Below are 22,698 nucleotides of genomic sequence, written 5' to 3' on the forward strand. Positions count from 1 at the left end.
TATGAATTCGATTTCAGCAAACTTGAATATAATGATTAAAGCAAGTGAAAAAGCTTCAAAAATTTTAATTAAAGATTTTGGTGAAATAGAAAAATTACAAGTATCAAAAAAAGGACCAAATGACTTTGTCACAAATTCAGATTTAAAAACCGAAAAGATAATTATTGACGAACTTAAAAAAGCTAAACCAAATTATTCAATATTAAGTGAAGAGAAAGGAGTCGAAAATAATAATGACAAAAATAATACTTGGATAATAGATCCAATCGACGGAACAATTAATTATTTACATGGTGTTCCACATTTTGCAATTTCCATAGCACTAAAATCTTATGACAAAATTATTGCTGGATTAATTTATGATCCTATAAAAAATGAAATGTTTTATGCTGAAAAAAATAATGGTGCATACTTTAATAATCAAAGAATAAAAGTTTCCAAAAAAAATAAAATTGAAGATTGTTTGTTTGTAGCAGGAAATAAAATTGATTATGATAGCGAATTATTACTAAGAAAGTCTGGTTGTGCTGCATTAGATATGGCATACGTAGCTGCAGGTAGATATGATGGATATTTTCAAAAAAATTTAAATCTCTGGGATATAGCTGCTGGAATTATCATAGTTGAAGAAGCAGGTGGAGTTTTAAATGAGATTGATTTATCGACTATTAATAATTTAAAAATTATTGCCTCAAATAACAGTATAAACAATAAATTATTTGAAAAATTGAAAAACTTTTAATTGTTTTAAATAAATCTTTTGTTATAAGTCTCGACATGAAAAAAAAAATTCATCCAGATTACCATCCTATTAAAGTTGAAATGACTGATGGTTCAATATTTGAAACAAGGTCTACTTGGGGTAAAGATGGCGAAACAATTAAACTTGAAATTGATCCAAAGTCCCACTCTGCTTGGACTGGAGGAAAACAAAAATTAATGGATAAAGGTAGAATAAGTAAATTTAACAAAAAATTTCAAAACTTTAAATCAGAAAAAAAAAAATAAATGACTAATGCTCCTTTAATGCCAATGGCAACTGCTGTTTGGTTAGTTGAAAATACAACTCTAACATTTAAACAAATTGCAAATTTTTGTAATCTCCATGAGGTTGAGATACAAGGTATTGCCGATGGTGAGGTAGCAAAGGGCATCAAGGCTTACAACCCAATTATTTCAGGTCAATTATCAAGGGAAGAAATTGAATTATCATCTAAAGATGAGAATAGACCACTTAAAATAAACAACTTTGATATTAAAATATCTAATGATGAAAAAAAAATAAAAAGATATGTTCCATTATCAAAACGACAAGATAAACCAGACTCAGCTTTGTGGTTGATAAAACAACATAATATTTTAAAGGACTCTCAAGTCGCAAGGTTAGTTGGAATAACAAAAAATTCTGTAACATCAATCAGAAATAAAAGTCATTGGAATTATAATAATTTAAATCCTAAAGATCCTGTTGCATTAAATTTGATTACTCAAAAAGATCTAGTTGAAGCAATTGAGAAAGCAGAAAGAAGAATTAAAAGAGAAAAAAGAGAGAAAGAAAAACAAAATAAGGAGAATAAGAACTAAAATATGATTAATTTAGTTAGACATAAAAAAATAAAAATGATAACTAAAGTCTCTTTTGGAGGTTTTTATTAAGATCGAAGTTAAAGATAACAATGTTGAACAAGCTCTGAGAGTTTTAAAGAGAAAACTTCAGAGAGATGGTTTTTTTAAAGTTATAAAACTTAAAAACACATATGAAAAACCGTCTGAAAAAAAGAAAAGAATTCTTCAAGAAAATATTAAAAGAGTTAAAAAGCTTAATAAACTTAAAAATAGAATTTAAATTTATCGCGGGGTGGAGCAGTCTGGTAGCTCGTCAGGCTCATAACCTGAAGGTCGGCGGTTCAAATCCGTCCCCCGCAACCAATTTCTATTAATTCAAATATTTTTTAAAAACTTTTTCTAAATTTATAGTTTTTGGATTAAATGACTTGTCATCAACAAAAAAATCATACTTTGGTTTCCCCATCAAAAGTTTATCAAACGTTAAACCGATTTTTAGTAAGTAGTTGTAAGTTTTTTTATAATATTTTTTTTTTATTTTTTCTTTGTTACCTTTGTAACTATTCATATACCTTGCTGTATAAATTATTACCTCGTGCTGATTTTTTTTTAATTTATTTATCAAGTTAATTGTTTTTTTGATTGGTTTAGAATTTTTATAGTCAGATTTTGTTGTTTTGCATATAGTATTATCTAAATCAAAAATAAATATTTTTTTTTTCATACTTTTTAAATTTGATCTTCAATTGAGTTAATCACAAAATTTTTATTAATTTGACTTTTTGCAAAATCTTGATGTAATCCACAATTAAGTTTATAACATGGATAGCATTTCAAATGATTATTTTTTTCTATAATAATATTATTTCTGTATTTAAAAGACTCTATAGGTAAAAAACCTAGGTGAATAATAAAATTTTTTTTATCAAAACAAGATGCTAAATGATTAAATAATCCCTCGTATGTGACTAGAAAATTGCATTTACTTATTACATAACATAATTTTCTATAATTAAGATCAAACATTTTTTTACAATTTTTTAATTCTGGTTCACCTTTTTTTCCTATTTGAATCCATTTGATTTTATCAAAATAATTTACTATTGATTGCATGCCCTCAACAGACCATTCTTTATTTTTTGTAAAAGACTTTTTTGAAGTCGAGTGTATTAATGAAAAATTTGTTGGCAAATTCAGTGTTAGTTGAAATTCATTAATTTCGTTTTTAGAAAAGAAAATTTCATTTTTGATATCATCATATTTCAGGTCTAAAGGAAAATGTTCAGAATTAGCATGTGCTAAGTGTATATTCTTTTTATGATAATATAAAAAATGTTTTTCATTTTTTGAGTCATGTATACTTCGAAATTCAAGAATAGAGTTGCCCATAAGATTTCTCAAAAAGAACCAAATAGGACTTTTTTTTTTCATTTTAAATAATTTGTAAATTCTAGGGTTAAAAAGATAAAATTCATAATAGTTTGTAAAAAGTATTATTTTTTTTTTGTGATTAAGAAAAATTTCTCTCAAAATACTACTCATATAAACATGATCACCAATAGCTGTTCCATTTCTAAAAATTATGACAAAATTTTTTTTTTCAAGTATTTTGTTTATAAAATTGGAAAAAAAATTTTTAATAAATATTGATATTAATTTTTTTATCATTATTTCTAATTTTTTCTCGCTATGATATATCCATAATCTTTAAATAAAACATCAGCGAGAGAATTACTTTTTTTTTTAGTTATCAAACTAATCATCGATGAAAAAGGTTTTTTAAAAAAAGCTTTTATTAAGTTTTTTTTTTGAAATTTGTCAGCATAAAAATTTCTATATCCATTTTCTATAATCCTAAAATTTAGTTGCTTTGCAAAATACTTAAACGTTTTTTGATGATATAAATTTAGGTGTTGATCATACCATAAACTACTTTCATAACCTTTTGATTGAAAACTAAAACCCGTATATAGAGGTACCTCTAAATAAATAAGTTTTTTAAATGATATTTTTTCGAAAATATTTTTTAGTAGATTTATTGGATCTTTTGTGTGTTCAATAACGTGACTTAAAGTTAGCAAAATTTCATCGTCTTTTGAAAGTTTAAAATCGTTTAAATGTTCTCTCTGAAGATCACCATTTATTACATTTAAATTTTCTGATAAAGAGTATTTAAATAAATCAACATCATGTTCATAGCCTAAACTGCTGTTAAAATAATCTTTTGATACTTCAAGCATCTCTCCCGATCCACATCCAATATCAATAAATAAATTTTTAGAAAAAATATGTTTTTTAATAATCTCAAATCTAGCTTCTGAATTTTTTTTTCTCTCAATTTTTTTTTTATTCGATGGAATATCTTGACCACCAGCCTCATAATAATTGAATTCTGTTGCAGTTAAATTTGTCATTGCGAGACAATTTTTACAAATAATAGATATCTGATTTTTTTTTTCTTGTTTATTTCCATAATTGCAAATGTTACAATTTATTATTTTCATAATTTGTTTTTTATAATATTAGTCGTGCTGTATTTCTTATAAAGTTCAATAATTTTAATTTTTCCTCCATAATTTTTGATATAACCTGACCCGGAGATTTTTTTATTTTTATAATCAGCTCCTTTTACAATATAGTCTGGTTTAATTTTCTTAATTAGCTTTAAGGGTGTTTTTTCTCTAAAAATTATCGATAAATTTACAAATTTATTCAAATCTACTTTTTTTTTTCTTATTTTCTCATTTTGAATTGGTCTATTTTTTCCTTTTAATCTTTTTACAGATAGATCAGAATTTATTAAAACAACTAATTTATGATTCTTTTTTTTTGATTTTCTAAAAAGATATTTATGACCTGGGTGTAATAAATCAAAGCATCCATTAGTTACGACAATTTTTTTTTTATCCTTTTTCCATACTTTTATTTTTTGTAAATATGTTGGAAATTTATTTTTTTTTAGCATACTTAAAAATTTCTTTGTAATTAACGAAAGAAGTATATTTTTTACTCACGACTTTTCTTGCGGCTATGATTGCCTTGTTAATCGAGGCCTCGATACTAAAATTCCTTGATAAAAATACTGATAATATAGCTATAAATGTATCACTAGCACCAGTTACATCTATAGGTTTAACTTTTTTTACTTTAAAATATTTTAAATTTTCATTTTTTTTCTTAAAAATTAAATTTTTTTCACCTCTAGTGACTATTATACTTTCAAGAGAACTCAATGTTTTAAAAATTTTATCAAATTTTTGTTTCAATGAAATCTTCCCAGAAAAAAAATTATTAAATTCTTTTAAGTTTGGAACAATTAATTGACATCCGTCATAGATCTTTAATTTAGGCTTTTTTGGATTTACTATTATTAATTTATTGTGAAAATTAAATATTTTAAATATCTTTTGTAAAAAATTATTTTTAATAATACCTTTATTATAGTCTGATATGATTAATAAAGAAAACTTTTTTATATTTTTTTTTATAAATTTAATCACGTTATTAAGTTCTAGATTAGAGAGATCAATTTTTATATCATTGTCTATTCTTGCAATCATTTTTTCATTATTGAATAATCTTTTCTTAACTGTGCATTTTCCGTTTGAAGTAAATATTTTACTTTTTATTTTGTTTTTTCTTATTAGTGATTGTAAGATTTTAGAATTTGTATCGTTCCCTGTTTTACTTATTAAATAAACTGGAGAGCCAATTTTTTTGATATTATTTGCAACATTTGCTGCTCCTCCTAAAAAAAACTTTTTTTTTGTATAATTTAAAATTGGTACAGGCGCCTCAGGGCTAATTCTATTTGACTTGTATTCAACGGAATTATCCAAAATTATGTCACCAATTACTAAAATCATTGGACAAGAGTTACCTTTAAATACATTGTGTAAAAAGTACTAGAGATTATTTCATATCTTATTTTTTTGCTATTTTCTTCATAAAATTCATTAAATGCTTTTGGAACTTGATCACTAAAACAGCCCCAATCATCAAATAATAAATAAGAAACTTTTTGATTAAGTATAAAATTTTTTGAAATCTCTAAAGCTTGAACTGTACTCTCATATTGATCACAATCGTAATGAAAAATATCTATGTGGTTTAATGTATCTGATATTTTTTTTCTTAGATCTTTATTATCAAATGAACTTTGAATTAGTAAATTTTGAGATTTCAAATTATACTTTTCAAGTAACTCTAACACATACTTTTTAGATGTGTTTAAAAATTTACCCCTTTTCCATTTACTATTAGACACTGGAAAATCTGAAAATGTATCTATTCCAATTATTTTACTCTTTTCATCATTTAAATTTTTTGAAAAAAACAAGTAACTATCGCCTCTAAAAACACCAAATTCCAATACATTAATATTTTTTTTTTCTCTTTGAATTTCTTCAATCAAATTTCTAATATTTAAATATCTTTCAAAACGGTGTTTTAGTAAACGAAATTGTTTATTGTAAATAAATTTTGAAAAAATAAATAAATCTTTTTCATTTAGTTTTTCTAAATTATGAATGAGATATTCGTTATCAAAATATTTTTTATATTTTTTTTTGGATTTATATTCGCTTATAAAAAAGCAAAGATAAGACATAATTGATTTTATTTTACTAATCATTTTTTTTTACTCTTACCATAAAAATGTTTTTATATATTTTATTATATTTATCAAAAAAAGTATCAGCTACAGGATAAATATATGAAAAATATTTTTTTTTAGGTAATGAGTTAATAATCTTATTACATCCAACATCTAATTTTACTTTTCCACTATATTCATAAAAATCATCAAAAATAACTGTGGAGTTTTTTGTAATAATCTGATTTACATTTTTCCAATCACTATTTATAGTATTGAATGAATGTCCACCATCTATAAAAGCGAAATCGATCTTGATTTTTTCTTTTACAAACTTTGGTAAAGTGACTTTTGTATCCCCCTTAAATAATCTAACTCTATTATAATTATTTAATTTTTTTGAAATTTTTTTTTTTGATAAAGGTTTTTTGCTTAACTCTTTTTTAATTATATTTTTTTTTTTATAGAAATCCTCAAAAAGATCAAAACCATAATAGTCTATTTCTTTATTAAATATCTTGGCCGTTTCAATCATCTCTTTAGCCCTATTTCCATTGTATACCCCAATTTCTAATATTGATTTTGCTTTACTAATATAGATAGCCTTTAAAAGATAAGCATAACGTTTTGTAGAGCTAAAATTGTATTTAAGGATTCTAAAAATAAATTTTATAAATAAAATCAAATTCATTTAATCAAATACTGAATTTCGATTTTCTACTGTCTTCTAAAAAACCATTGACTGTATCTGCTGTGAGCTTATCAAATGATTTGCCAAATTTCTCAATTTTTTCAATTATAGATGGTGGTGAAGTAATTATATGGCACTTCATCTGTTTAGCTTGTGTATAATTATAAGGCTCTCTAGTGCTTGCCCAAAGAATTTCAACGTTTTTAAAATTTTTTGCAAACTTAATGCTTTTTTTTATTTCGGGTAATGGGTCTTTCCCAACATCACCCATTCTTCCTGCAAATATTGAAATTATTACCTTTGTTTTTTTATTAATTTTTCTTAATATCTTTTTTACTTGGTTTGCTGAATATACAGCAGTTATATTTAATTTAATATTCTTTGAGTTTAGTTTCTCAATTACATCGCCCATAAACTTACTTTTAGAATTTGTCACTGGGACCTTAACAAATACATTTTTGCCCCATTTATTTATTTCAAGGCCTTGAAAAATCATTTCATTCGATTTATCGGCAAAAACTTCTAGTGAAACTGGTTTTTTAGTTATTTTAAGAATTTTTTTACTGTATTTTTGATAATCTTTTGCGCCTGCTTTTCTCATCAAGCTTGGATTTGTTGTAAAGCCCTTAACAATTTTTTTTTTTGAAAATTTTTTTATAAGTTTTAAATCAGCAATATCACAAAAAATTTTAGTCATTTAACATTTGATTCTCTACATTTTCACAAATTATATGTGAAATAATTTGATGCATTTCTTGAATTCTAGCGGTATTTTTAGACTTTATTATTAAGCTTAAATCTGAGTAAGACTTGCATTTTCCACCATCATTTCCTAAAAAAGCTATGGATTTAATTCCCTTAGATTTCGCAACTTTTAAAACTTTAATTATATTTTTACTATTCCCTGATGTAGACATTACAATTAATAAATCTCCTGCTCTGCCTAATCCATCTAGCTGTCTAGAAAAGATATTTTCAAAACCATAATCGTTACTAATTGCAGTTGTTGATGATATGTCAGCACTGAGCGCTATAGAACTCACAGGTTTTCTGTTAAATTTAAATCTACCTATAAGCTCTGCTGACATATGCTGGCTCTCTGCAGCACTTCCACCATTTCCAGCCCAAAAGATAGTCCTATTTTTCTTAATAGTGTTAAAAAATAACTTCAAAATATCATTTATTTTTTCATTCAAATATTTTTTATTTTTTGAAATTAAGGAAGTTAACTCATCAAAACTTGAATTAATGTTTTTTTCCATAACTAAAATTATAATAATACTAAGATAAGTATTTACAAACTCTTAATTATATCCTCTGTCATTTTTTTTGCATCAGCAAATAACATTAGAGTGTTATCTTTATAAAATAAGTCGTTATCAATGCCAGCATATCCTGGGGAAAGACTTCTTTTAACAAAAAGAACAGATTTACATTTCTCTACATCTAAAACTGGCATCCCATAAATTGGACTTTGAGGATCAGTTTTAGCAACTGGATTAGTAACATCATTTGCTCCAATAACAAAAGCTACATCTGCATTAGCAAAATCATTATTAATTTCCTCTAATTCAAAAACCTCATCATAAGGAACATTCGCCTCAGCTAGTAAAACATTCATATGTCCAGGCATTCTTCCAGCCACAGGATGGATGGCATAAGAAACTTTAATATCATTTTTTTTTAATGTATCGACCATTTCTCTTAGTGCATGCTGAGCTTGAGCTACAGCCATACCATATCCAGGCACAATGATTACAGAAGAGGCGTTCTTCATTAAAAATGCTGCATCATCTGCGTTACCGCTTTTAACAGGTCTTTGTTCTTTATTCTTGTTGCCAGAAATTTGTTCTGTCCCGCCAAAGCCACCTAATATTACATTAAAGAATGATCTATTCATGCCTTTACACATAATGTAAGAAAGTATTGCCCCAGAAGATCCAACTATTGCTCCTGTAATAATTAATGCAGTATTTTCTAATGTAAATCCTATCCCAGCAGCAGCCCAGCCTGAATAAGAATTCAACATTGAAATTACAACAGGCATATCTGCGCCGCCGATAGGTATTATTATTAAAAAACCAATCAAAAAAGATACAAGTATTAAAATCCAAAATAAATTAGATGCTTGGGTAGAACACAAAAAGTAAATTAAAATTACTATAGATAATAAAATTAGAGCGTTTAGGTAATGTTGGCCTTTAAAAGTAATTGGAGCCCCAGACATAATGCCCTGAAGTTTTAAGAAAGCAATAATTGAACCTGAAAATGTTATTGCTCCAACTGCAGCTCCAATAGACATTTCGATCAAGCTTGCTAAATATATATTACCTGAAGTGCCTAAATTAAAAGCTTGAGGATTTATAAAAGCTGAAATAGCAACAAAAACTGCAGCCAAACCAACTAAGCTGTGAAAACCTGCAACCAACTCAGGCATAGCGGTCATTGGGATTTTGTAGGCAATAAATGCCCCAATAGATCCACCAACTAATAAAAATATCAAAACATATAAAAAACCAGATGAGAAATTTCCTAATGATATGAATGTAACAGTAATAGCTATAAACATACCTATAATACCAAATAAATTTCCTTGTCTCGATGTTTCAGGTGATGAAAGGCCTCTAAGAGCTAAAATAAATAGAACTCCAGAAATCAAGTAGAAAATTGCAGATAAATTTGCTGACATTTTTATTTATCCTTTTTTTTCTTTTTGTACATTGCCAACATTCTCTGGGTTACCAGGAAACCACCAAAAATATTTACTGCAGCTAAAGTAATTGCAATAAATCCATAAATGCTAGAGGAATTAAAAATTTGATCATCAGTATTTGCCAAGGCTGCAATTATAGCGCCAACAATTATCACAGATGAAATGGCATTTGTAACTGACATTAGTGGAGTGTGAAGAGATGGAGTTACACTCCACACAACATAATAACCAACAAAAATTGATAATATGAATATACTCAATCTAAATATAAAAGGGTCAATTTCCATAACTAATACTTTAATAAGGTTTTATTAATAATTTCATCGTCTAAGTTAATATTTATATCTTTTTTCTCATTATCGTACAAATTTAATACAAAGTTATATAAATTTTTTGCATATAAATTTGATGCTGAAGTTGGCAATTTGTTTAAAATATTCGCCTCCCCTAAAATTTTTACACCATTATAATCTACCATCTGGTTGACTTTTGAAGCAGAGGTATTTCCACCTTGTATAGCTGCAAGGTCATATATTATTGACCCGGGTCGCATATTATTTAGCATATAATCAGATATAATAACTGGCGCTTTTTTTCCTGGTATCAATGCGGTGCAAATTACTATATCAATTTTTTTTAATGTTTCGGCTAAGAGTTCCTCTTGTTTTTTTTTAAATTCACCAGATGTTTCTTTTGCATAACCACCTTCTGTCTCTAAATTTTCTGATCCTTCAACTGTTAAAAATTTTCCACCCAAACTTTCAACTTGTTCCTTTGAAGCCATTCTTACATCTGTTGCAAAAACTATTGCCCCCATTCTTTTTGCTGTTGCAATCGCTTGCAAGCCTGCAACACCAGCACCAACCACTAAAACTTTTGCAGCTGGTATAGTGCCAGCCGCTGTCATCATCATTGGAATTGCTTTTTCAAAATATGCAAATGCTTCTAAAACAGCTTTATAACCAGCTAAATTTGCCTGAGAAGAAAGAATATCCATAGATTGCGCCCTAGTTATCCTTGGTAAAAGTTCTAAAGAAAAACAATTTACTTTTTTAGCGGTAAGCATTTTTAGTTTTTCAGTATTTGCAATAGAATCTAATATCCCAATTAAGTTTTGATTTTCTTTGAAGTAGGAAAGTTTTTTCTCATCCGGAAGATTCAACTGAACAATAATGTCTGAATTACCTATTATATCTTTTTCATCATTAGATATTTTAACACCTAAATCTTTATAATCTTCATCTTTAAAACCTAAATGAGTCCCGTAATTTTCAGATAAGATTACTTCAAAACCGCTCGATATATATTTTCTTGCAATTTCTGGGGTTATTGAAACTCTTTTTTCGTCAGTAGTATTTTCTGATATTGAGCTGATTTTCATAAGATCTATAATAAAAAAATGGCCATCAAAACCAACACAGCTACAACTACAACAGTTCCCCAAAGAACAAATTTAGTAAAATTATTCCAAGTTTTTTTATGGTTTTCATTATCCATAAAAGCTATTTTTGTCTTGCTTTAAATTTTGGGTTATTCTTATTGATTATATAGACTCTACCTCTTCTTCTAACAAGTTTCGAACCAAGGTCTCTTTTTTTGAGTGATTTTAATGAGCTTTTTATTTTCATACGATTATTTAATGCCGGCAATGTCCTACTCTTCCATGTCTTAAGACAAAGTACCATCGGCGCATAAAGGCTTGACTTCCGAGTTCGGAATGGGATCGGGTATAACACTCTAGCAATAATCACCGGCAGATGGTTTATACTTATTTAAAAAAAAATGTAAATGACTAAAAAACATCATAATCATAGCTATATTTAAAAAAATGAAAGAAAATTTATTTTATTGGGGGCCTTTTTTAGATAGAGATATCGGGACTAAAAAAGCAATTTTTAATTCTGCCTTATCAATTAACAAATATTCAAAGAAATTTAATTCAAAAATTATTAATACAATTGGCGAGTGGGATAATGAGGAAAAAAATAATTTGGTAAAATACATCAACCTTAATAACAAAATTTTTGAAAAATTACCAAAATATAGTTTTGTAAAAAGTAGGGTATCTTTTTCGATAATTTTTTTTAAATGTTTTTGGCAACTTAAAAAGTTATTAAATGAAAAAAAACCCAAATATCTAATAATTCATTTGATGACAAGCATTCCATTTGTATTATTTCTAATTTTTGATTTTAAAACTAAAATATTGTTTAGAGTTTCTGGTAGACCCAAATTAAATTTTTTAAGAAAATTTTTATGGAAAATTTCTAATAAAAATATTGCTATGGTTTTTTGTAATACCGCCGAGCAAAAAAAAGAGTTAATATCAAAAAATATTTTTCCTGAAAATAAAGTTAAAGTTTTATATGATCCAGTTTACTCAATTGAAAATGTATTAAGGCAAAGGAGATTAGGTTTGCTTGATAGTAATTTTAAAAAAAATAATATCATAATGGTAGGTAGATTAACTAAACAAAAAAATTTTGAAATTTTCATTAAAGCTTCTGAACAATTATATAAAAAAGACTTACTAAAATTTAATACTTATATTTTTGGTCATGGTGAAGATAAAGAAAAATTAGAAGAATTAATAAAAAAACTTCAACTTGAAAAAAAAATTTTTTTAATGGGTAGTAAAAAAAATATCCACAAGTACTATTCGCAAAGCAAGCTATTCATCTTAACTTCGTTGTGGGAAGATCCAGGATTTGTTTTAATCGAAGCAATCCTTAATGACTTACCAATAATTTCAAGTAATTGTAAAAATGGTCCAAATGAAATACTTAAAGGAAATGATGGAGGTATTTTATTTGAAAATAACAATATAGATGATTTAAGAAATAAAATGATTAAATTTTTAAATTTAAGTGAGAGAGAAATCAATAAGAAAAAAATTATTTCAAAAAAGAATATTAAAAAATATTCTTTATTTAGACACTTTAAATTATTAGAAAATTATATAAGCAGTAATTCAAAGTTATGAATGAAAAAAAATTAATAAATAAAGATAATTTTATTTTATTATTTTTTTCGTTATTACCTGTTTCATTTATCATTGGTAATGCAATTTTAGAACTTAATATAATTTTAATTACTCTTTTTTTTCTCAACGAAATACTTAGAGACCAAAAGTACTTATATCAATTTCTAAAGAGTAGATTATTTCTTATATTATCAATTTTATGGATATATTTAATTTTTAATTCTCTAATTGGTATCAATTATGAAAATTCTTTAAGGAGAGGTGCATTTTTTTTTAGATATATTTTTCTTGTTTTTGCATTGATATACTTTTTAAAAAACGAAGCGTTAAGAAACAAAGTAATTAATTTTTGGACTTTAATTTTATTAATAGTTTCGTTTGATATATTTTTTGAATTTATTTATGGAAAAAATATTCTTGGGTTTGAAAGCCCAATGAAAAATGAGAGAATTGTAAGTTTTTTTCAAGATGAATTAATCGTTGGAAGTTATTTATCAACATTTTTATTTATTATAGTAGGCAGATTTTATTTCGATGAAAAAAAGAATTTGTCGATTATCTTATTTTTAATTTTTTTTATTTCTATATTAGTTACTGGGGAAAGATCTATTTCACTAAAACTTTTATTCTCAGTATTTTTAATTATTTTTTTTGTTTTAAATAAACATAAATTAAAGATATTGGCTTTAATATCCTTAATTTTATTAATCATTTTTACAGTATCTACTGGTAAATTGAGCAATAGATACAAAAATACATTTCAGAGTATAAATAAAAGTTTTGTTAATCAGAATTTATATCTAAATATTTTAGAAACAAAATATATTAATCAATCTTTATTTTCTTATGAAATACTTAAACAAAGAATTTTTTTTGGTGTTGGAACCAAAAATTATTTAAAAGCCTGCAACGAATTGAAAATAACATCTGATAGAGAAATTATAAAAGAAAAAGTTGTTTACTGTTATACTCACCCACATCAATTTTATTATGAATTCATTTCAGAACATGGTGTTTTGGGAACCATAATTATTTTATCATTAATTTTAAGCCTTTTTTTTACAAATAAAAGCAAAGTTATTGATAAAGAAAAGCAGCGTAAACTTTTTATATTCAAAATTTATATTATTATTTCATTACTCCCAATAATCCCAACTGGAAACTTCTTTTCAAGTTTAAATCTTTTTCAATTTTTTTTAAATTATGCGTTATATTATGTTTATTATAATAGTATTGATCCGGTTTCTAAAGACTAAAATTTTTTAATTACTAAACAAAAGATCTAAAAAATTTATAAATAAAATACAAAACTTTTAGTCTAACATTGGCAAACTCTTTTATTTTACCAAAAAAATTAGACTCAAACATATTATCAAAAAAATAAATTTCCTTATTTGACTCATAATTTAAGTCTTTATTCTTTTCCTCTGAGATAATAAAATTTATCAGTATTCTATTTTTGAGAGAATTATTTTTTGTCCCTCTGTGCCAAATAAATGCTTCTCTAACAAATATATCTCCTTTGTTAAGAGATAATTGATATTTCTTTTTAAGAAAGTATTTAAAAAGAAATTTCCAATACGGTAATTCTTCAATATGAGATTTCTCATAAAGTTCAGTTGGTCCATTATCTTTATCAATATTATCCAAGCATAATGAAATTATTATTTTTCTTGGTTTTTTTTTTCCATCAGTGTGAAATAACTGATTATAACTATTTGGATGTGCAAACAATAAATTTCCCCCACAAAATACACTGTACTCGTTATCTTTAAAATCAGTTAGATCAGAAATTAGTTTGTTTATATTTTTTTTTTTTAGGTAAGACCAAATTTTATCACCTTTATGACCTAGATTAATATTTATGTTACCAATTAAATTTCCTCCTAAATTTTTAATTCTTTTTTTTTCAAGAAAAAATTTTTCATTAATTTGATCGTTAAGTTCTTTACATAATTCAAAAAAATTATCATCATCGATAAATCTATTAATTTTAATAAAACCTAGATTTTCAAATTTTTTTTTGATATCGTTATAGTCTATCATTATAGTATGTACAAAACTCCGATCATATTTTTAACATATAAAAGACCTGAGGAAACAAAAAAAATTTTGGAAATTTTTTTAGAGATTAAGCCAAAAAAATTATATATTTTTCAAGATGGTCAAAAATCAGATTTTAATAAAAACGAAAAAAATAACCATAAACAAACCTCAAAAATAATACAAAATTTTTCCAAAATAAAAGCAAAAAAGTTTTTTTTTTCAAAAAATATAGGTCAAAAATATATTGGCTTTAAAATTTTAAACAAAGTTTTTAAATATGAAGAAAAGGCAATTATACTTGAGGATGATTGTATACCTGAATTTGGTTTTTTTAGATTCTGTGATTTAATGTTAAAAAAGTATCACTCTAGAAAAAATATTGCTCATATCTCCGGATGTAATCTTTACTATGGAACTTCAATAAGAAAAATAACTAAAGGAGATTATTTATTTTCTAAATATCCTCATTTTATGGGATGGGCAACATGGAAAGATAGGTGGAAAAAATATTATGACCCCAATATCAAAGACTGGCCATCTAAGAAAAAATATTTTTTAAATAATTGTAAATTAAGAGAGGGAGAGAAAAGATATTTTTCATACTATTTAGATAAAATATATGATGGGAAGCAAATTGCATGGGATACTCAGTGGCTTTATTATAATATTTTGAACAACCTCAAAACAATTGTGCCAACTGTAAACTTAATCAAAAATATTGGTTTTTATAGTTCACCCACAGGTAAAGGTGCAAAAAAATTCAGAAATCTAGCAACCAGAAATATAATTTTTCCTATTAAAGAAAATAATACCGAGAAAATTTGTATTAAATATGATGAGTATTTATATAAGTCATTTTATAATAGACCAAACTTGGTAATTAGGATTTTTAAAAAAATTAAAATTATTTTAAAGCCTTTAATTTTTTTTTATAGAACTTAACTCTAACGGTTTTAGCGTTAGGTTTGAATCCTTTAATTCGTATTTGTTTAATTAATTTTTTAAGATCTTTTTCTATTTTTGTAAATTTAAAATTCTTGAAATATCTTTTAAAATTTTTACTTCCTACATCGTAATTACGATGGTCTTTATTGCTTGGATTAAATTTAATTAAACTTTTAGATTTATTAAGTACTTTAATAATTTTTTTTGATAAAATATCTATATTTGTACTGAAAGCTAAAGCATTAACAATAAATGAGCCAGTATTCTTCTTTATTATGTATTCGTACATTCTTGAAACATCATTTACTGACAAAAATGGTCTAGACTGTTTCCCATCACCATCAATTGTAATTTTTTTGTTATTTAAAAGAAGATAAGAAAAAACATTTATTACCAGGTCAAGTCTCATAGCATTAGAAAATCCATATAGAGTTGCGTTTCTAAGAATATTGACTCTAAAATTATTCGATCTAAGTTTATAAATTTTTTTCTCAGCGCTATACACAGCTTTAGCATAGCAGCTCAAAGGATTTATCTTGGATTTTTCGTAAACCTTTTTTTTATTAAAACCATAAATTGAACAAGAGGAATTAAAAATATATCTTTTAACACCTGATTTTTTAGCAAGCATTGCAAACTTATATCTTGCACTGTAATTTATTTTTGTTGAATAATTTTTGTTTAAATCTGAAGAAGGGTCATTTGCGATACCAACAACATCACATATAGTATCTATATTTTTAAAATCTTCTTTTTTAACATCTAAAATATTTTTTTTTTTAAATATAAGTCTGTCATTATTCTTAATTTTTTTTCTATTCTTTAGAATCCAATCAAAATAAAATAAATCATAAATTGTTACATGAAAATTTTTTAATAATATTTGTGTGAGTTCAGTGCCAACATAGCCTGCTCCACCTACTATTAATATTTTTTTCATTGAATTTATTAGTTAAGATAACTAATTTTATAACTTATAAATAATGAAAAATAAATCAAAATTCTATTTGAGCTTCCTTAAAAAAAAATTTCTTGAGAGAGAAATTAATCAACTAGCAAAAAAATACATTAAAGAGAGATATATTAGATTAGCTACAATCTCATACGATGGCATAGCTAATTATACTAATATTTACGGTTTCTATGAAAATGAAATAATAAATATTTTAAGTAAGATTTTCAAAAGAAATAATATCACTAATGTATTTCTAGATGTTGGTGCAAATTATGGAACTTATAGTGTCTATCTCTCAAAATATTTTAAGAAGGTTATAGCATTTGAAGCGGATCCAAGAATATATAAATTATTAGATTTTAATACTGAAAATTTTTCTAACATACATTGTTTAAATTATGCAGTATCAGATAGCAAAGGTTCAAAAAAATTTTATATAGACTTTAAAAATTTTGGAGCGAATTCTTTAATAAAAAAGAGGTTCAATAAAACTATTCAAGTTAAATCAAATACTCTTGATAAATTAATCAAAAAACAAACTTTAAATAATTCTTTTGTAAAAATTGATACAGAGGGAAGTGAAATTTTAGTTTTAAAAGGAATGAATAAAACTTTAAATTCAAAAAATTTGGTAATTGGAGTTGAACAATTAAAAGAAGAGTTTTTTATAAAAAAAAATATCTATACATCTAAATGTTTAGAGTTCTTAAAAAAGAAAGGATTTAATTTTTTTTATGAAATTGAAATTAAAGAATGGAGGTTTGAATATCCCTATTTTTCAAAATTTTTTAAACTACTAGAAATAATTTTTTTTATAAAACCCTATGTAGATGTTAAATTAAAAAGAATAAATTTTTTTAAAAAAAAAATCTATCAACAAATTATTTGTTCAAAAAAAGATATCGCTAATATTTAACTATTTTTGGAATTGGAAAAGGCCTAATAAAAATAAATTTTTTATTTATTTTTTTACACTTAATCTTAATACTATCAAAGAAATTCCAAGCTAAAATTATAATGTAAGCACTTTTTAAGTTTTTTAAATAAGTTGAATTTTTGATAATAATTCTTTTCCCGGGAACAAATCTGTGTTGTTTTAATTGATTATCATCAATTACGACTTTAAGATCTTTATTGGTTAAATCCAAAACATGACTTAAAGTCGTTAATTTCGCTGGTGCACCATATCCAATTATATCTAAGCCCTTATTTTTTAACTTATCTAAAATTATTCTTAATCTTTTTTTTTGGTTTAATATATCCTTATAAAATTGAATATAAGTCTTTACACTAAAAACCTTATTATCTAATTCTTTTTTAATCTGTAAGGATATTTTTTTTTTATTTACTTTTTTTGAATTTTTATGACTAATGTAAATTCTTATTGATCCTCCCTGAGCATCTATCAAATCGAAATCAAAAATCTCTAATCCAAATTTTTGAAAAAATTTAATTAATGGGTTTAGACTATGATAACTCATATGTTCATGATAAATTGTATCAAATGTTTTTTTCTTAAGAACAGTTAACAAATATGAAACTTCAATAATAAAAACACCTTTTTGAGATAATAAATTTTTTATACCAGCAGTAAAATTTTGTAAATTTGGTGAGTGAGCAAATACATTATTTGCAGTTATTAAATCAAATTTTCCATATTTTTTTTTTAGTTTTTTGCTAAAAGTATTTGAAAAATAACCCGTATTAAAATCAATTTTTTTATCTATGTTAAATTTTTTTAAATTTTTAGCAGGGTCTACTCCCACAACTGTTTTAAAGTTTTTTTTAATAAAAAAATTTAGAAATGTTCCATCATTGCAAGCAATATCTAAAATTGATGATTTATAATTTAAATTTAATTTTTTAATAACTCTATCAGCATATGTTTTAAAATGATTTACTAAAACGTTAGAAGTCCCTGAAACATAAAGATAATTGTCAAACATAAGTTTTGGATTTATTAATTCTTTTAATTGTAAATGACCACAATTTTTACAAAGAACACAACTTAAATTAAAATATATTTCTTTTTCTAGTTTGGTCTTAGGATATGAATTTGCTAATGGTGTCTTATTAAAATTTATAACTTGTTTAATATTTTTGGATGAACATAAAACACAAGTCTTTTTTATAATAATTTTTTTCTTATTAAAATTTATTTTATCTTCATTGATCATCATTAATTGTATTCTTTAATCTGTATTCTTAAGATACCCATCAAACAACCTATCACTCTTGTCATGTACATAATAGATTTAAAAAAATCTTTTTTATTTAAAGATATTGCTTTAATCAAATGTATAAAAGAATAGGTAAAATCTCTCAAAATTTTAAAAAAAATAAAAAAATTTCCTACAGCAAAACCATATAATTTTTTATATATAATATTTGATGATGCTCCATATCTTAAATTTCTTTTAAAAAACCAATTAAAGTTTTCTCTCTTTTTATCTCTCAACTCATAGACTAATGCTTTCTTGTTCCAAATAATTCTTTTACCAATTTTATTTAATTGTAAAAAAAATAATTGATCTTCACCTCCTATTTGGTTTAGTTCTTTTTCGAATATAAATGAATTTTCTATAGCTTTTTTCCTGAAAATAATATTATTAGTTGAAGCCCATCTAATTTGTAATTTGTGTGTCTCATGTCTTTCTAGAACTTTCATGTATATATTATTTGAAACCGAAATTTGGGGACCTGAAACAATATCAATTTTTTTTTCTCTGATTAGTTCAATCATTGATTTCAACCATTTCTTATCAACATAACAATCATCATCAAAGAAAGAGGCGTAACTGAATTTTTTATTTCTTAAGATCTCAAGAACTTTGTTTCTTGAGTCAGATATTCCCACGAGTTTTTCTTGATAAAATCTAATGTTTAGTTGTTTTTTAAATTTTTTTAGAATCTCATTATAATTCTTGTCATCGCTAGATATGATTAAAGTCTCTATTTTAAAGTCTAATAAGTTACTTAAATTAGAAATTGAGGACAATGTTTCAACTAATTTTTTTTTTCTATTCTTGGTACAAATACAAAAAATTATTTTATCTCTCATTTTTTTAAGATTTTATATGATGATAAATAAACTATTAAATTAATAAGTAGAATAATTGATAACATAAAAGAATTTTTGTAAAAAAAGATTGAAAATCCAAAAATAATAAGATTGAATAAATTTATTAAATTAGCAGCAATTAAATTTGCTTGATAGTTATTTTTAATTTTTTTTTTTAAAAAAATATAAAAATAATGATGTAGGTGATTATTGTCTGGCTTAGTTGGATTATACTTTAATTGCAGTTTTCTAATGATTGAAAATAAAGTTTCAAATGCTGGGTACCACAAAATTACAACTATAAACAAAACAGATAGATCTTTTATATAATTATAAAAATCAATACATACATATCCAGCCAAACAAGAAACAGCGTAGGCACCGGAATCACCTAAAAAACTTTTGTTGAAAAAGTTAAATAATAAAATTACAGAAAGTATCAATATTATACTAATTAAAAATTCTACATCATAACTAATATTAAAAATTTTTATTAAAATAATAATACTTGAAAAAACCAAAACATAATAACCAATCGTAAGTGTATTCAACCCATCAAAAAAATTCGATCCATTTATTAAAACTAAAATGCAAAGTACTGAAAATAAAAGACTTATATATTTATTTTTTAAGAATATATCTAAATATTTTAAATCAGTAGAACTTACACCTAAATCTAAGGTATAAACAAAAAAAGAAATTATTAAAAATTGTAATAGAAATCTTAATGATGGTAAATTTAAAATTTTCAAATCTGAAATTATTCCAATAAAAAAGATTAAAAAAATAAATAATAATAAACCAATACTGGCATCACAAAAAAAAATAAACAATAATAAGAAAACTGTTCCACCAGATAGTACGATATTGTTATTTATATTGACAAAATTTTTATGAGAAGAGTATTTAGGATCATCAAGAAGTAATTTTTTTTTTAATAAAATTTTATTAATCAAATGATGTGCTATTATGCCAATGAAAAACTTAGCTAATATCATAAATATTTTTTTTGCTTAATCTTTTTTAAAATATAATAAATTGAAAGTCTTATTACATAAAAAAATGTAATTAAAAAATTTTGTTTTTCAGCTTTGTTAAAAACTATGAAGGCGTCAGTTAGTTTTTGTATAATATCGCTTGATAAAGAGTTTTCTGTTTTTCTCCATTTTAAGAGCTTATTATTAATCCCATAAATCACTACTCTTTTTGAAATTTTTAACCAGAGTAAAAAATCCTCTTTTGTTTTTGTATTTCCAAATTTTAAGGATCCTTTTAGTAATGAGCGTTTAAGTATTACAGATGATAATGCTATATCACATGACCTTAGTAAATCATTATAAGTTAAAGTTTTTTTTACAACCATCTCACCTATAATTTTGTTTCGGGTATTTATCAAATTGTAATCTGTGTGAGAAAAATAAAAATTTTTTTTTCTCATTAGATTTAATTGAATTTCAGATTTTTTTTTATGCCATACATCATCAGCATCACAAAAAGCTATATATTTTGATTTTGAATTTTTAATACCAATATTTCTTGATTTGCCTACACCTAAATTTTTTTTATTAATGATTATTTTGTATTTAATTTTGTTTTTAATAATTCTTTTAATATATGAAATATCAGACTTATCTGTTTGATCATATATAATTATTAACTCATGGTTTTTGAAACTTTGATTTATAATCGATTCCAAAGTTTGTTTAATATATTTTTTCTTTTTAAAATAAGGAAGAATTATTGATAGATACATAAGTTATTTATTCAAAATTAAGATAAGTATTTATAATATACTGAAGAAATAACATTAAAAATATGTCTATTATTTGATATGAAAAAAAAAATTATTTTTTTTTGTCCATCTATTGGAATAGGGGGTGTTGAAAAAAACTTATATAAAATAGTAAATTTTTTTGCAATTAAAAACCAAATTGTATATTTGATTACTTTTCGAAAGAATAATATTCAAAAAAAATTTCATAAAAATGTTAAAATTATTGATAGCACTTTTTTTGGGAATTTTCCTTTACCAAATTTTTTAAAAATTTTATTTTGCTTTCTAAACTATTTTTGGAAGTTTGGATTTAAGAAAAATTTGTTGTTTGTGTCTTTCCAATCTAATTTATATTTTATTTTATTAGCTAAATTTACGCAGAATAAGATTATAGCAAGATCTAATGCTGCTCCAAATTATTATATATCAAATAGATTTAAAAAAAAAATATTTCAAATTATATACAAAATGGCTGATAAAATAATTGTTAATAGTAAAGAATTTAAAAAAATATTTATCAAAACTTTTAAAGTAAATCCAATTGTAATTTATAATCCCGCTTATAATAAAAAAGATCAATTTAAATTTAAAAATGTTGTAAAAAAAGATATTATTTATTTTCTAAATGTAGCTAGACTTACTGATCAGAAAAACCATATAATTATGTTAAAGGCTTTTAAAGAAATTAAACATATAAATTATAAACTTAAAATTATAGGCAATGGTTTAGAAGAAAATAATTTAAAAAGTTACATACTAAGAAATAATTTACAAAATAATATTCAAATAATAAAAAATATTTCAAACTCTATAAAATATCTAAAAAAATGCGATGCATTCATTTTGACTTCTAAATTTGAGGGTTTGCCTAATGTGTTAATTGAAGCACAAATGATGAAAAAATTTATAATTTCATCAAATTGTCCAACTGGACCCAAAGAAATTCTGATGAATGGTGATGCTGGTTATTTATTTAAGAACAATAATTACAAAGACTTAAAAAAAAATATAATCAGATTCATTCAAAATAAAAATTCTGTCGATATTAAAAATAAAATTAAAATTGGTTACAAAAATCTATATAGATTCGAAGAAAAAACAAATTTAGAAAAATACTATAAAGAAATTATGACCTTATGAAAAAAAATCTTATATTTTTTATGTCTGATTTTGCATTTGGAGGAGCAGGAAATTCAATTTCTAAACTTTGTTTAAATTTATCAAAAAAAAATTATAAAATTTCAATCATCTGTATAGGTAAGTGTGGATACAGTAAAATTTTTAAAAAAAATAATATTACAGTCTATGAGTTGAATAGTAAGAAATTAATTTTTTCAATTTTTTTAATAAGTAATTTACTAAAAAAAATT

General features: G+C 24.1%; 30 protein-coding genes, 1 tRNA gene and 1 rRNA gene. 11 read left to right on the plus strand and 21 right to left on the minus strand.

What is annotated here, in order from left to right; genetic code table 11:
• Position 1 precedes the first annotated feature (1 nt).
• The 5 genes from ACTT9C_RS06275 to ACTT9C_RS06295 all read left to right on the plus strand — a co-directional run bounded on the left by ACTT9C_RS06275 (position 2) and on the right by ACTT9C_RS06295 (position 1,929).
• On the plus strand, positions 2 to 742 hold the full coding sequence (locus ACTT9C_RS06275; protein WP_440923639.1) for an inositol monophosphatase family protein: 741 nt from the start codon (positions 2 to 4) through the stop codon (positions 740 to 742).
• A gap of 35 nt (positions 743 to 777) precedes the next feature.
• Entirely contained in the window at positions 778 to 1,008 is a 231-nt protein-coding gene (gene rpmE / locus ACTT9C_RS06280; RefSeq protein WP_440923640.1) for a 50S ribosomal protein L31, read from the plus strand.
• Positions 1,009 to 1,584: a cell cycle transcriptional regulator TrcR gene (locus ACTT9C_RS06285; protein WP_440923641.1), complete on the plus strand. Its 576-nt coding sequence runs from the start codon at positions 1,009 to 1,011 to the stop codon at positions 1,582 to 1,584. It begins immediately after the preceding gene.
• Positions 1,585 to 1,651: 67 nt separating this feature from the next.
• Complete coding sequence (rpsU, locus tag ACTT9C_RS06290; RefSeq protein ID WP_075484443.1) at positions 1,652 to 1,846, plus strand: 30S ribosomal protein S21; 195 nt, start codon at positions 1,652 to 1,654, stop codon at positions 1,844 to 1,846.
• A 6-nt stretch (positions 1,847 to 1,852) separates the two neighbouring features.
• A tRNA-Met gene (locus tag ACTT9C_RS06295) sits at positions 1,853 to 1,929 on the plus strand.
• Positions 1,930 to 1,936: 7 nt separating this feature from the next.
• Here ACTT9C_RS06295 and ACTT9C_RS06300 read toward each other — a convergent pair.
• The 15 genes from ACTT9C_RS06300 to rrf form a co-directional block, all read right to left on the minus strand.
• The gene (locus tag ACTT9C_RS06300; protein WP_440923642.1) at positions 1,937 to 2,290 is read right to left on the minus strand and encodes an HAD hydrolase family protein; all 354 of its coding nucleotides are present in this window, start codon (positions 2,288 to 2,290) and stop codon (positions 1,937 to 1,939) included.
• A 5-nt stretch (positions 2,291 to 2,295) separates the two neighbouring features.
• The gene (locus ACTT9C_RS06305; RefSeq protein ID WP_440923643.1) at positions 2,296 to 3,234 is read right to left on the minus strand and encodes a hypothetical protein; all 939 of its coding nucleotides are present in this window, start codon (positions 3,232 to 3,234) and stop codon (positions 2,296 to 2,298) included.
• A 5-nt stretch (positions 3,235 to 3,239) separates the two neighbouring features.
• The gene (locus ACTT9C_RS06310; RefSeq protein WP_440923644.1) at positions 3,240 to 4,070 is read right to left on the minus strand and encodes a class I SAM-dependent methyltransferase; all 831 of its coding nucleotides are present in this window, start codon (positions 4,068 to 4,070) and stop codon (positions 3,240 to 3,242) included.
• A complete protein-coding gene (locus ACTT9C_RS06315; protein ID WP_440923645.1) occupies positions 4,067 to 4,531 on the minus strand; it encodes an adenylyltransferase/cytidyltransferase family protein in 465 nt (154 codons plus the stop codon). Before ACTT9C_RS06315 ends, ACTT9C_RS06310 begins: the two co-directional genes overlap by 4 nt.
• Positions 4,515 to 5,432, minus strand: coding sequence for a PfkB family carbohydrate kinase (locus ACTT9C_RS06320; RefSeq protein ID WP_440923646.1), 918 nt, complete (start codon positions 5,430 to 5,432; stop codon positions 4,515 to 4,517). Before ACTT9C_RS06320 ends, ACTT9C_RS06315 begins: the two co-directional genes overlap by 17 nt.
• Positions 5,429 to 6,199, minus strand: coding sequence for a TylF/MycF/NovP-related O-methyltransferase (locus ACTT9C_RS06325; protein ID WP_440923647.1), 771 nt, complete (start codon positions 6,197 to 6,199; stop codon positions 5,429 to 5,431). The genes ACTT9C_RS06320 and ACTT9C_RS06325 overlap by 4 nt, the downstream gene beginning before the upstream one ends.
• Complete coding sequence (locus ACTT9C_RS06330) at positions 6,192 to 6,851, minus strand: class I SAM-dependent methyltransferase (RefSeq protein ID WP_440923648.1); 660 nt, start codon at positions 6,849 to 6,851, stop codon at positions 6,192 to 6,194. Before ACTT9C_RS06330 ends, ACTT9C_RS06325 begins: the two co-directional genes overlap by 8 nt.
• A 4-nt stretch (positions 6,852 to 6,855) precedes the next feature.
• Entirely contained in the window at positions 6,856 to 7,548 is a 693-nt protein-coding gene (locus tag ACTT9C_RS06335) for a transaldolase family protein (RefSeq protein ID WP_440923649.1), read from the minus strand.
• Positions 7,541 to 8,113, minus strand: a complete 573-nt coding sequence (locus ACTT9C_RS06340) for a D-sedoheptulose-7-phosphate isomerase (protein ID WP_440923650.1) — start codon at positions 8,111 to 8,113, stop codon at positions 7,541 to 7,543. Before ACTT9C_RS06340 ends, ACTT9C_RS06335 begins: the two co-directional genes overlap by 8 nt.
• Before the next feature lie 32 nt (positions 8,114 to 8,145).
• Positions 8,146 to 9,540 carry an NAD(P)(+) transhydrogenase (Re/Si-specific) subunit beta gene (locus ACTT9C_RS06345; protein WP_440923651.1) on the minus strand — a complete coding sequence of 465 codons (1,395 nt, stop codon included), beginning with the start codon at positions 9,538 to 9,540 and terminating at the stop codon, positions 8,146 to 8,148.
• A 2-nt stretch (positions 9,541 to 9,542) separates the two neighbouring features.
• Positions 9,543 to 9,851, minus strand: coding sequence for a proton-translocating transhydrogenase family protein (locus ACTT9C_RS06350; protein ID WP_440923652.1), 309 nt, complete (start codon positions 9,849 to 9,851; stop codon positions 9,543 to 9,545).
• A 2-nt stretch (positions 9,852 to 9,853) separates the two neighbouring features.
• A complete protein-coding gene (locus ACTT9C_RS06355; RefSeq protein WP_440923653.1) occupies positions 9,854 to 10,945 on the minus strand; it encodes an NAD(P) transhydrogenase subunit alpha in 1,092 nt (363 codons plus the stop codon).
• Between the two features lie 5 nt (positions 10,946 to 10,950).
• Complete coding sequence (locus tag ACTT9C_RS06360) at positions 10,951 to 11,061, minus strand: aa3-type cytochrome c oxidase subunit IV (RefSeq protein ID WP_440923654.1); 111 nt, start codon at positions 11,059 to 11,061, stop codon at positions 10,951 to 10,953.
• A 5-nt stretch (positions 11,062 to 11,066) separates the two neighbouring features.
• Positions 11,067 to 11,192, minus strand: coding sequence for a type B 50S ribosomal protein L36 (gene ykgO / locus ACTT9C_RS06365; RefSeq protein WP_440923655.1), 126 nt, complete (start codon positions 11,190 to 11,192; stop codon positions 11,067 to 11,069).
• Between the two features lie 12 nt (positions 11,193 to 11,204).
• Positions 11,205 to 11,319 (minus strand): 5S ribosomal RNA (rrf, locus tag ACTT9C_RS06370).
• Positions 11,320 to 11,392: 73 nt separating this feature from the next.
• On the opposite strand from rrf, the gene ACTT9C_RS06375 reads away from it, so the two are divergent.
• Both ACTT9C_RS06375 and ACTT9C_RS06380 read left to right on the plus strand, forming a co-directional pair.
• Entirely contained in the window at positions 11,393 to 12,547 is a 1,155-nt protein-coding gene (locus tag ACTT9C_RS06375; RefSeq protein ID WP_440923656.1) for a glycosyltransferase, read from the plus strand.
• Positions 12,544 to 13,803 (plus strand): O-antigen ligase family protein, encoded by a 1,260-nt coding sequence (locus ACTT9C_RS06380; RefSeq protein ID WP_440923657.1) that lies wholly within the window; start codon positions 12,544 to 12,546, stop codon positions 13,801 to 13,803. The genes ACTT9C_RS06375 and ACTT9C_RS06380 overlap by 4 nt, the downstream gene beginning before the upstream one ends.
• 13 nt (positions 13,804 to 13,816) lie before the next feature.
• On the opposite strand, the gene ACTT9C_RS06385 is transcribed toward ACTT9C_RS06380, so the two are convergent.
• The gene (locus ACTT9C_RS06385; RefSeq protein WP_440923658.1) at positions 13,817 to 14,593 is read right to left on the minus strand and encodes a hypothetical protein; all 777 of its coding nucleotides are present in this window, start codon (positions 14,591 to 14,593) and stop codon (positions 13,817 to 13,819) included.
• Between the two features lie 6 nt (positions 14,594 to 14,599).
• Here ACTT9C_RS06385 and ACTT9C_RS06390 point away from each other — a divergent pair, with 6 nt between their 5' ends.
• Entirely contained in the window at positions 14,600 to 15,535 is a 936-nt protein-coding gene (locus ACTT9C_RS06390; RefSeq protein ID WP_440923659.1) for a hypothetical protein, read from the plus strand.
• Here the strand turns inward: ACTT9C_RS06390 and ACTT9C_RS06395 are convergent.
• Complete coding sequence (locus ACTT9C_RS06395) at positions 15,498 to 16,478, minus strand: NAD-dependent epimerase/dehydratase (RefSeq protein ID WP_440923660.1); 981 nt, start codon at positions 16,476 to 16,478, stop codon at positions 15,498 to 15,500. The genes ACTT9C_RS06390 and ACTT9C_RS06395 overlap by 38 nt on opposite strands.
• A 43-nt stretch (positions 16,479 to 16,521) precedes the next feature.
• Between ACTT9C_RS06395 and ACTT9C_RS06400 the strand changes: the two genes are divergently transcribed.
• Positions 16,522 to 17,409 carry an FkbM family methyltransferase gene (locus ACTT9C_RS06400; RefSeq protein ID WP_440923661.1) on the plus strand — a complete coding sequence of 296 codons (888 nt, stop codon included), beginning with the start codon at positions 16,522 to 16,524 and terminating at the stop codon, positions 17,407 to 17,409.
• Here the strand turns inward: ACTT9C_RS06400 and ACTT9C_RS06405 are convergent.
• Genes ACTT9C_RS06405 through ACTT9C_RS06420 form a run of 4 tightly spaced genes read right to left on the minus strand, consistent with a single transcriptional unit; the run spans position 17,399 to position 21,307 of the window.
• Complete coding sequence (locus ACTT9C_RS06405) at positions 17,399 to 18,670, minus strand: class I SAM-dependent methyltransferase (RefSeq protein WP_440923662.1); 1,272 nt, start codon at positions 18,668 to 18,670, stop codon at positions 17,399 to 17,401. The two genes, ACTT9C_RS06400 and ACTT9C_RS06405, sit on opposite strands and share 11 nt — an antisense overlap.
• 2 nt (positions 18,671 to 18,672) lie before the next feature.
• Entirely contained in the window at positions 18,673 to 19,554 is an 882-nt protein-coding gene (locus ACTT9C_RS06410) for a glycosyltransferase (protein WP_440923663.1), read from the minus strand.
• On the minus strand, positions 19,551 to 20,552 hold the full coding sequence (locus ACTT9C_RS06415; protein ID WP_440923664.1) for a hypothetical protein: 1,002 nt from the start codon (positions 20,550 to 20,552) through the stop codon (positions 19,551 to 19,553). Before ACTT9C_RS06415 ends, ACTT9C_RS06410 begins: the two co-directional genes overlap by 4 nt.
• On the minus strand, positions 20,549 to 21,307 hold the full coding sequence (locus tag ACTT9C_RS06420) for a glycosyltransferase family A protein (protein WP_440923665.1): 759 nt from the start codon (positions 21,305 to 21,307) through the stop codon (positions 20,549 to 20,551). The genes ACTT9C_RS06415 and ACTT9C_RS06420 overlap by 4 nt, the downstream gene beginning before the upstream one ends.
• Positions 21,308 to 21,385: 78 nt before the next feature.
• Between ACTT9C_RS06420 and ACTT9C_RS06425 the strand changes: the two genes are divergently transcribed.
• Both ACTT9C_RS06425 and ACTT9C_RS06430 read left to right on the plus strand, forming a co-directional pair.
• A complete protein-coding gene (locus ACTT9C_RS06425) occupies positions 21,386 to 22,468 on the plus strand; it encodes a glycosyltransferase (protein ID WP_440923666.1) in 1,083 nt (360 codons plus the stop codon).
• Positions 22,465 to 22,698, plus strand: a 234-nt coding sequence (locus ACTT9C_RS06430; RefSeq protein ID WP_440923667.1) for a hypothetical protein, incomplete at its 3' end; no start/stop codon positions are given. The genes ACTT9C_RS06425 and ACTT9C_RS06430, both read left to right, overlap by 4 nt.

It is taken from the genome of Candidatus Pelagibacter sp. (assembly GCF_052049575.1).
Taxonomy (GTDB): domain Bacteria; phylum Pseudomonadota; class Alphaproteobacteria; order Pelagibacterales; family Pelagibacteraceae; genus Pelagibacter.

What these genes read in the sequence shown, in the direction of transcription:
- ACTT9C_RS06345 (WP_440923651.1), bottom strand. Translation starts at nt 9,540, where the DNA reads ATGTCAGCAAATTTATCTGCAATTTTCTACTTGATTTCTGGAGTTCTA.
- ACTT9C_RS06285 (WP_440923641.1), top strand. Translation starts at nt 1,009, where the DNA reads ATGACTAATGCTCCTTTAATGCCAATGGCAACTGCTGTTTGGTTAGTT.
- ACTT9C_RS06305 (WP_440923643.1), bottom strand. Translation starts at nt 3,234, where the DNA reads ATGATAAAAAAATTAATATCAATATTTATTAAAAATTTTTTTTCCAAT.
- ACTT9C_RS06360 (WP_440923654.1), bottom strand. Translation starts at nt 11,061, where the DNA reads ATGGATAATGAAAACCATAAAAAAACTTGGAATAATTTTACTAAATTT.
- ACTT9C_RS06410 (WP_440923663.1), bottom strand. Translation starts at nt 19,554, where the DNA reads ATGAGAGATAAAATAATTTTTTGTATTTGTACCAAGAATAGAAAAAAA.
- ACTT9C_RS06325 (WP_440923647.1), bottom strand. Translation starts at nt 6,199, where the DNA reads ATGATTAGTAAAATAAAATCAATTATGTCTTATCTTTGCTTTTTTATA.
- ACTT9C_RS06425 (WP_440923666.1), top strand. Translation starts at nt 21,386, where the DNA reads ATGAAAAAAAAAATTATTTTTTTTTGTCCATCTATTGGAATAGGGGGT.
- ACTT9C_RS06405 (WP_440923662.1), bottom strand. Translation starts at nt 18,670, where the DNA reads ATGATCAATGAAGATAAAATAAATTTTAATAAGAAAAAAATTATTATA.
- ACTT9C_RS06415 (WP_440923664.1), bottom strand. Translation starts at nt 20,552, where the DNA reads ATGATATTAGCTAAGTTTTTCATTGGCATAATAGCACATCATTTGATT.
- ACTT9C_RS06375 (WP_440923656.1), top strand. Translation starts at nt 11,393, where the DNA reads ATGAAAGAAAATTTATTTTATTGGGGGCCTTTTTTAGATAGAGATATC.
- ACTT9C_RS06335 (WP_440923649.1), bottom strand. Translation starts at nt 7,548, where the DNA reads ATGACTAAAATTTTTTGTGATATTGCTGATTTAAAACTTATAAAAAAA.
- ACTT9C_RS06310 (WP_440923644.1), bottom strand. Translation starts at nt 4,070, where the DNA reads ATGAAAATAATAAATTGTAACATTTGCAATTATGGAAATAAACAAGAA.
- ACTT9C_RS06400 (WP_440923661.1), top strand. Translation starts at nt 16,522, where the DNA reads ATGAAAAATAAATCAAAATTCTATTTGAGCTTCCTTAAAAAAAAATTT.
- ACTT9C_RS06350 (WP_440923652.1), bottom strand. Translation starts at nt 9,851, where the DNA reads ATGGAAATTGACCCTTTTATATTTAGATTGAGTATATTCATATTATCA.
- ACTT9C_RS06420 (WP_440923665.1), bottom strand. Translation starts at nt 21,307, where the DNA reads ATGTATCTATCAATAATTCTTCCTTATTTTAAAAAGAAAAAATATATT.
- ACTT9C_RS06300 (WP_440923642.1), bottom strand. Translation starts at nt 2,290, where the DNA reads ATGAAAAAAAAAATATTTATTTTTGATTTAGATAATACTATATGCAAA.
- ACTT9C_RS06320 (WP_440923646.1), bottom strand. Translation starts at nt 5,432, where the DNA reads ATGATTTTAGTAATTGGTGACATAATTTTGGATAATTCCGTTGAATAC.
- ACTT9C_RS06385 (WP_440923658.1), bottom strand. Translation starts at nt 14,593, where the DNA reads ATGATAGACTATAACGATATCAAAAAAAAATTTGAAAATCTAGGTTTT.
- ACTT9C_RS06355 (WP_440923653.1), bottom strand. Translation starts at nt 10,945, where the DNA reads ATGAAAATCAGCTCAATATCAGAAAATACTACTGACGAAAAAAGAGTT.
- ykgO (WP_440923655.1), bottom strand. Translation starts at nt 11,192, where the DNA reads ATGAAAATAAAAAGCTCATTAAAATCACTCAAAAAAAGAGACCTTGGT.
- ACTT9C_RS06330 (WP_440923648.1), bottom strand. Translation starts at nt 6,851, where the DNA reads ATGAATTTGATTTTATTTATAAAATTTATTTTTAGAATCCTTAAATAC.
- ACTT9C_RS06390 (WP_440923659.1), top strand. Translation starts at nt 14,600, where the DNA reads ATGTACAAAACTCCGATCATATTTTTAACATATAAAAGACCTGAGGAA.
- ACTT9C_RS06340 (WP_440923650.1), bottom strand. Translation starts at nt 8,113, where the DNA reads ATGGAAAAAAACATTAATTCAAGTTTTGATGAGTTAACTTCCTTAATT.
- ACTT9C_RS06395 (WP_440923660.1), bottom strand. Translation starts at nt 16,478, where the DNA reads ATGAAAAAAATATTAATAGTAGGTGGAGCAGGCTATGTTGGCACTGAA.
- rpmE (WP_440923640.1), top strand. Translation starts at nt 778, where the DNA reads ATGAAAAAAAAAATTCATCCAGATTACCATCCTATTAAAGTTGAAATG.
- ACTT9C_RS06315 (WP_440923645.1), bottom strand. Translation starts at nt 4,531, where the DNA reads ATGCTAAAAAAAAATAAATTTCCAACATATTTACAAAAAATAAAAGTA.
- ACTT9C_RS06275 (WP_440923639.1), top strand. Translation starts at nt 2, where the DNA reads ATGAATTCGATTTCAGCAAACTTGAATATAATGATTAAAGCAAGTGAA.
- ACTT9C_RS06380 (WP_440923657.1), top strand. Translation starts at nt 12,544, where the DNA reads ATGAATGAAAAAAAATTAATAAATAAAGATAATTTTATTTTATTATTT.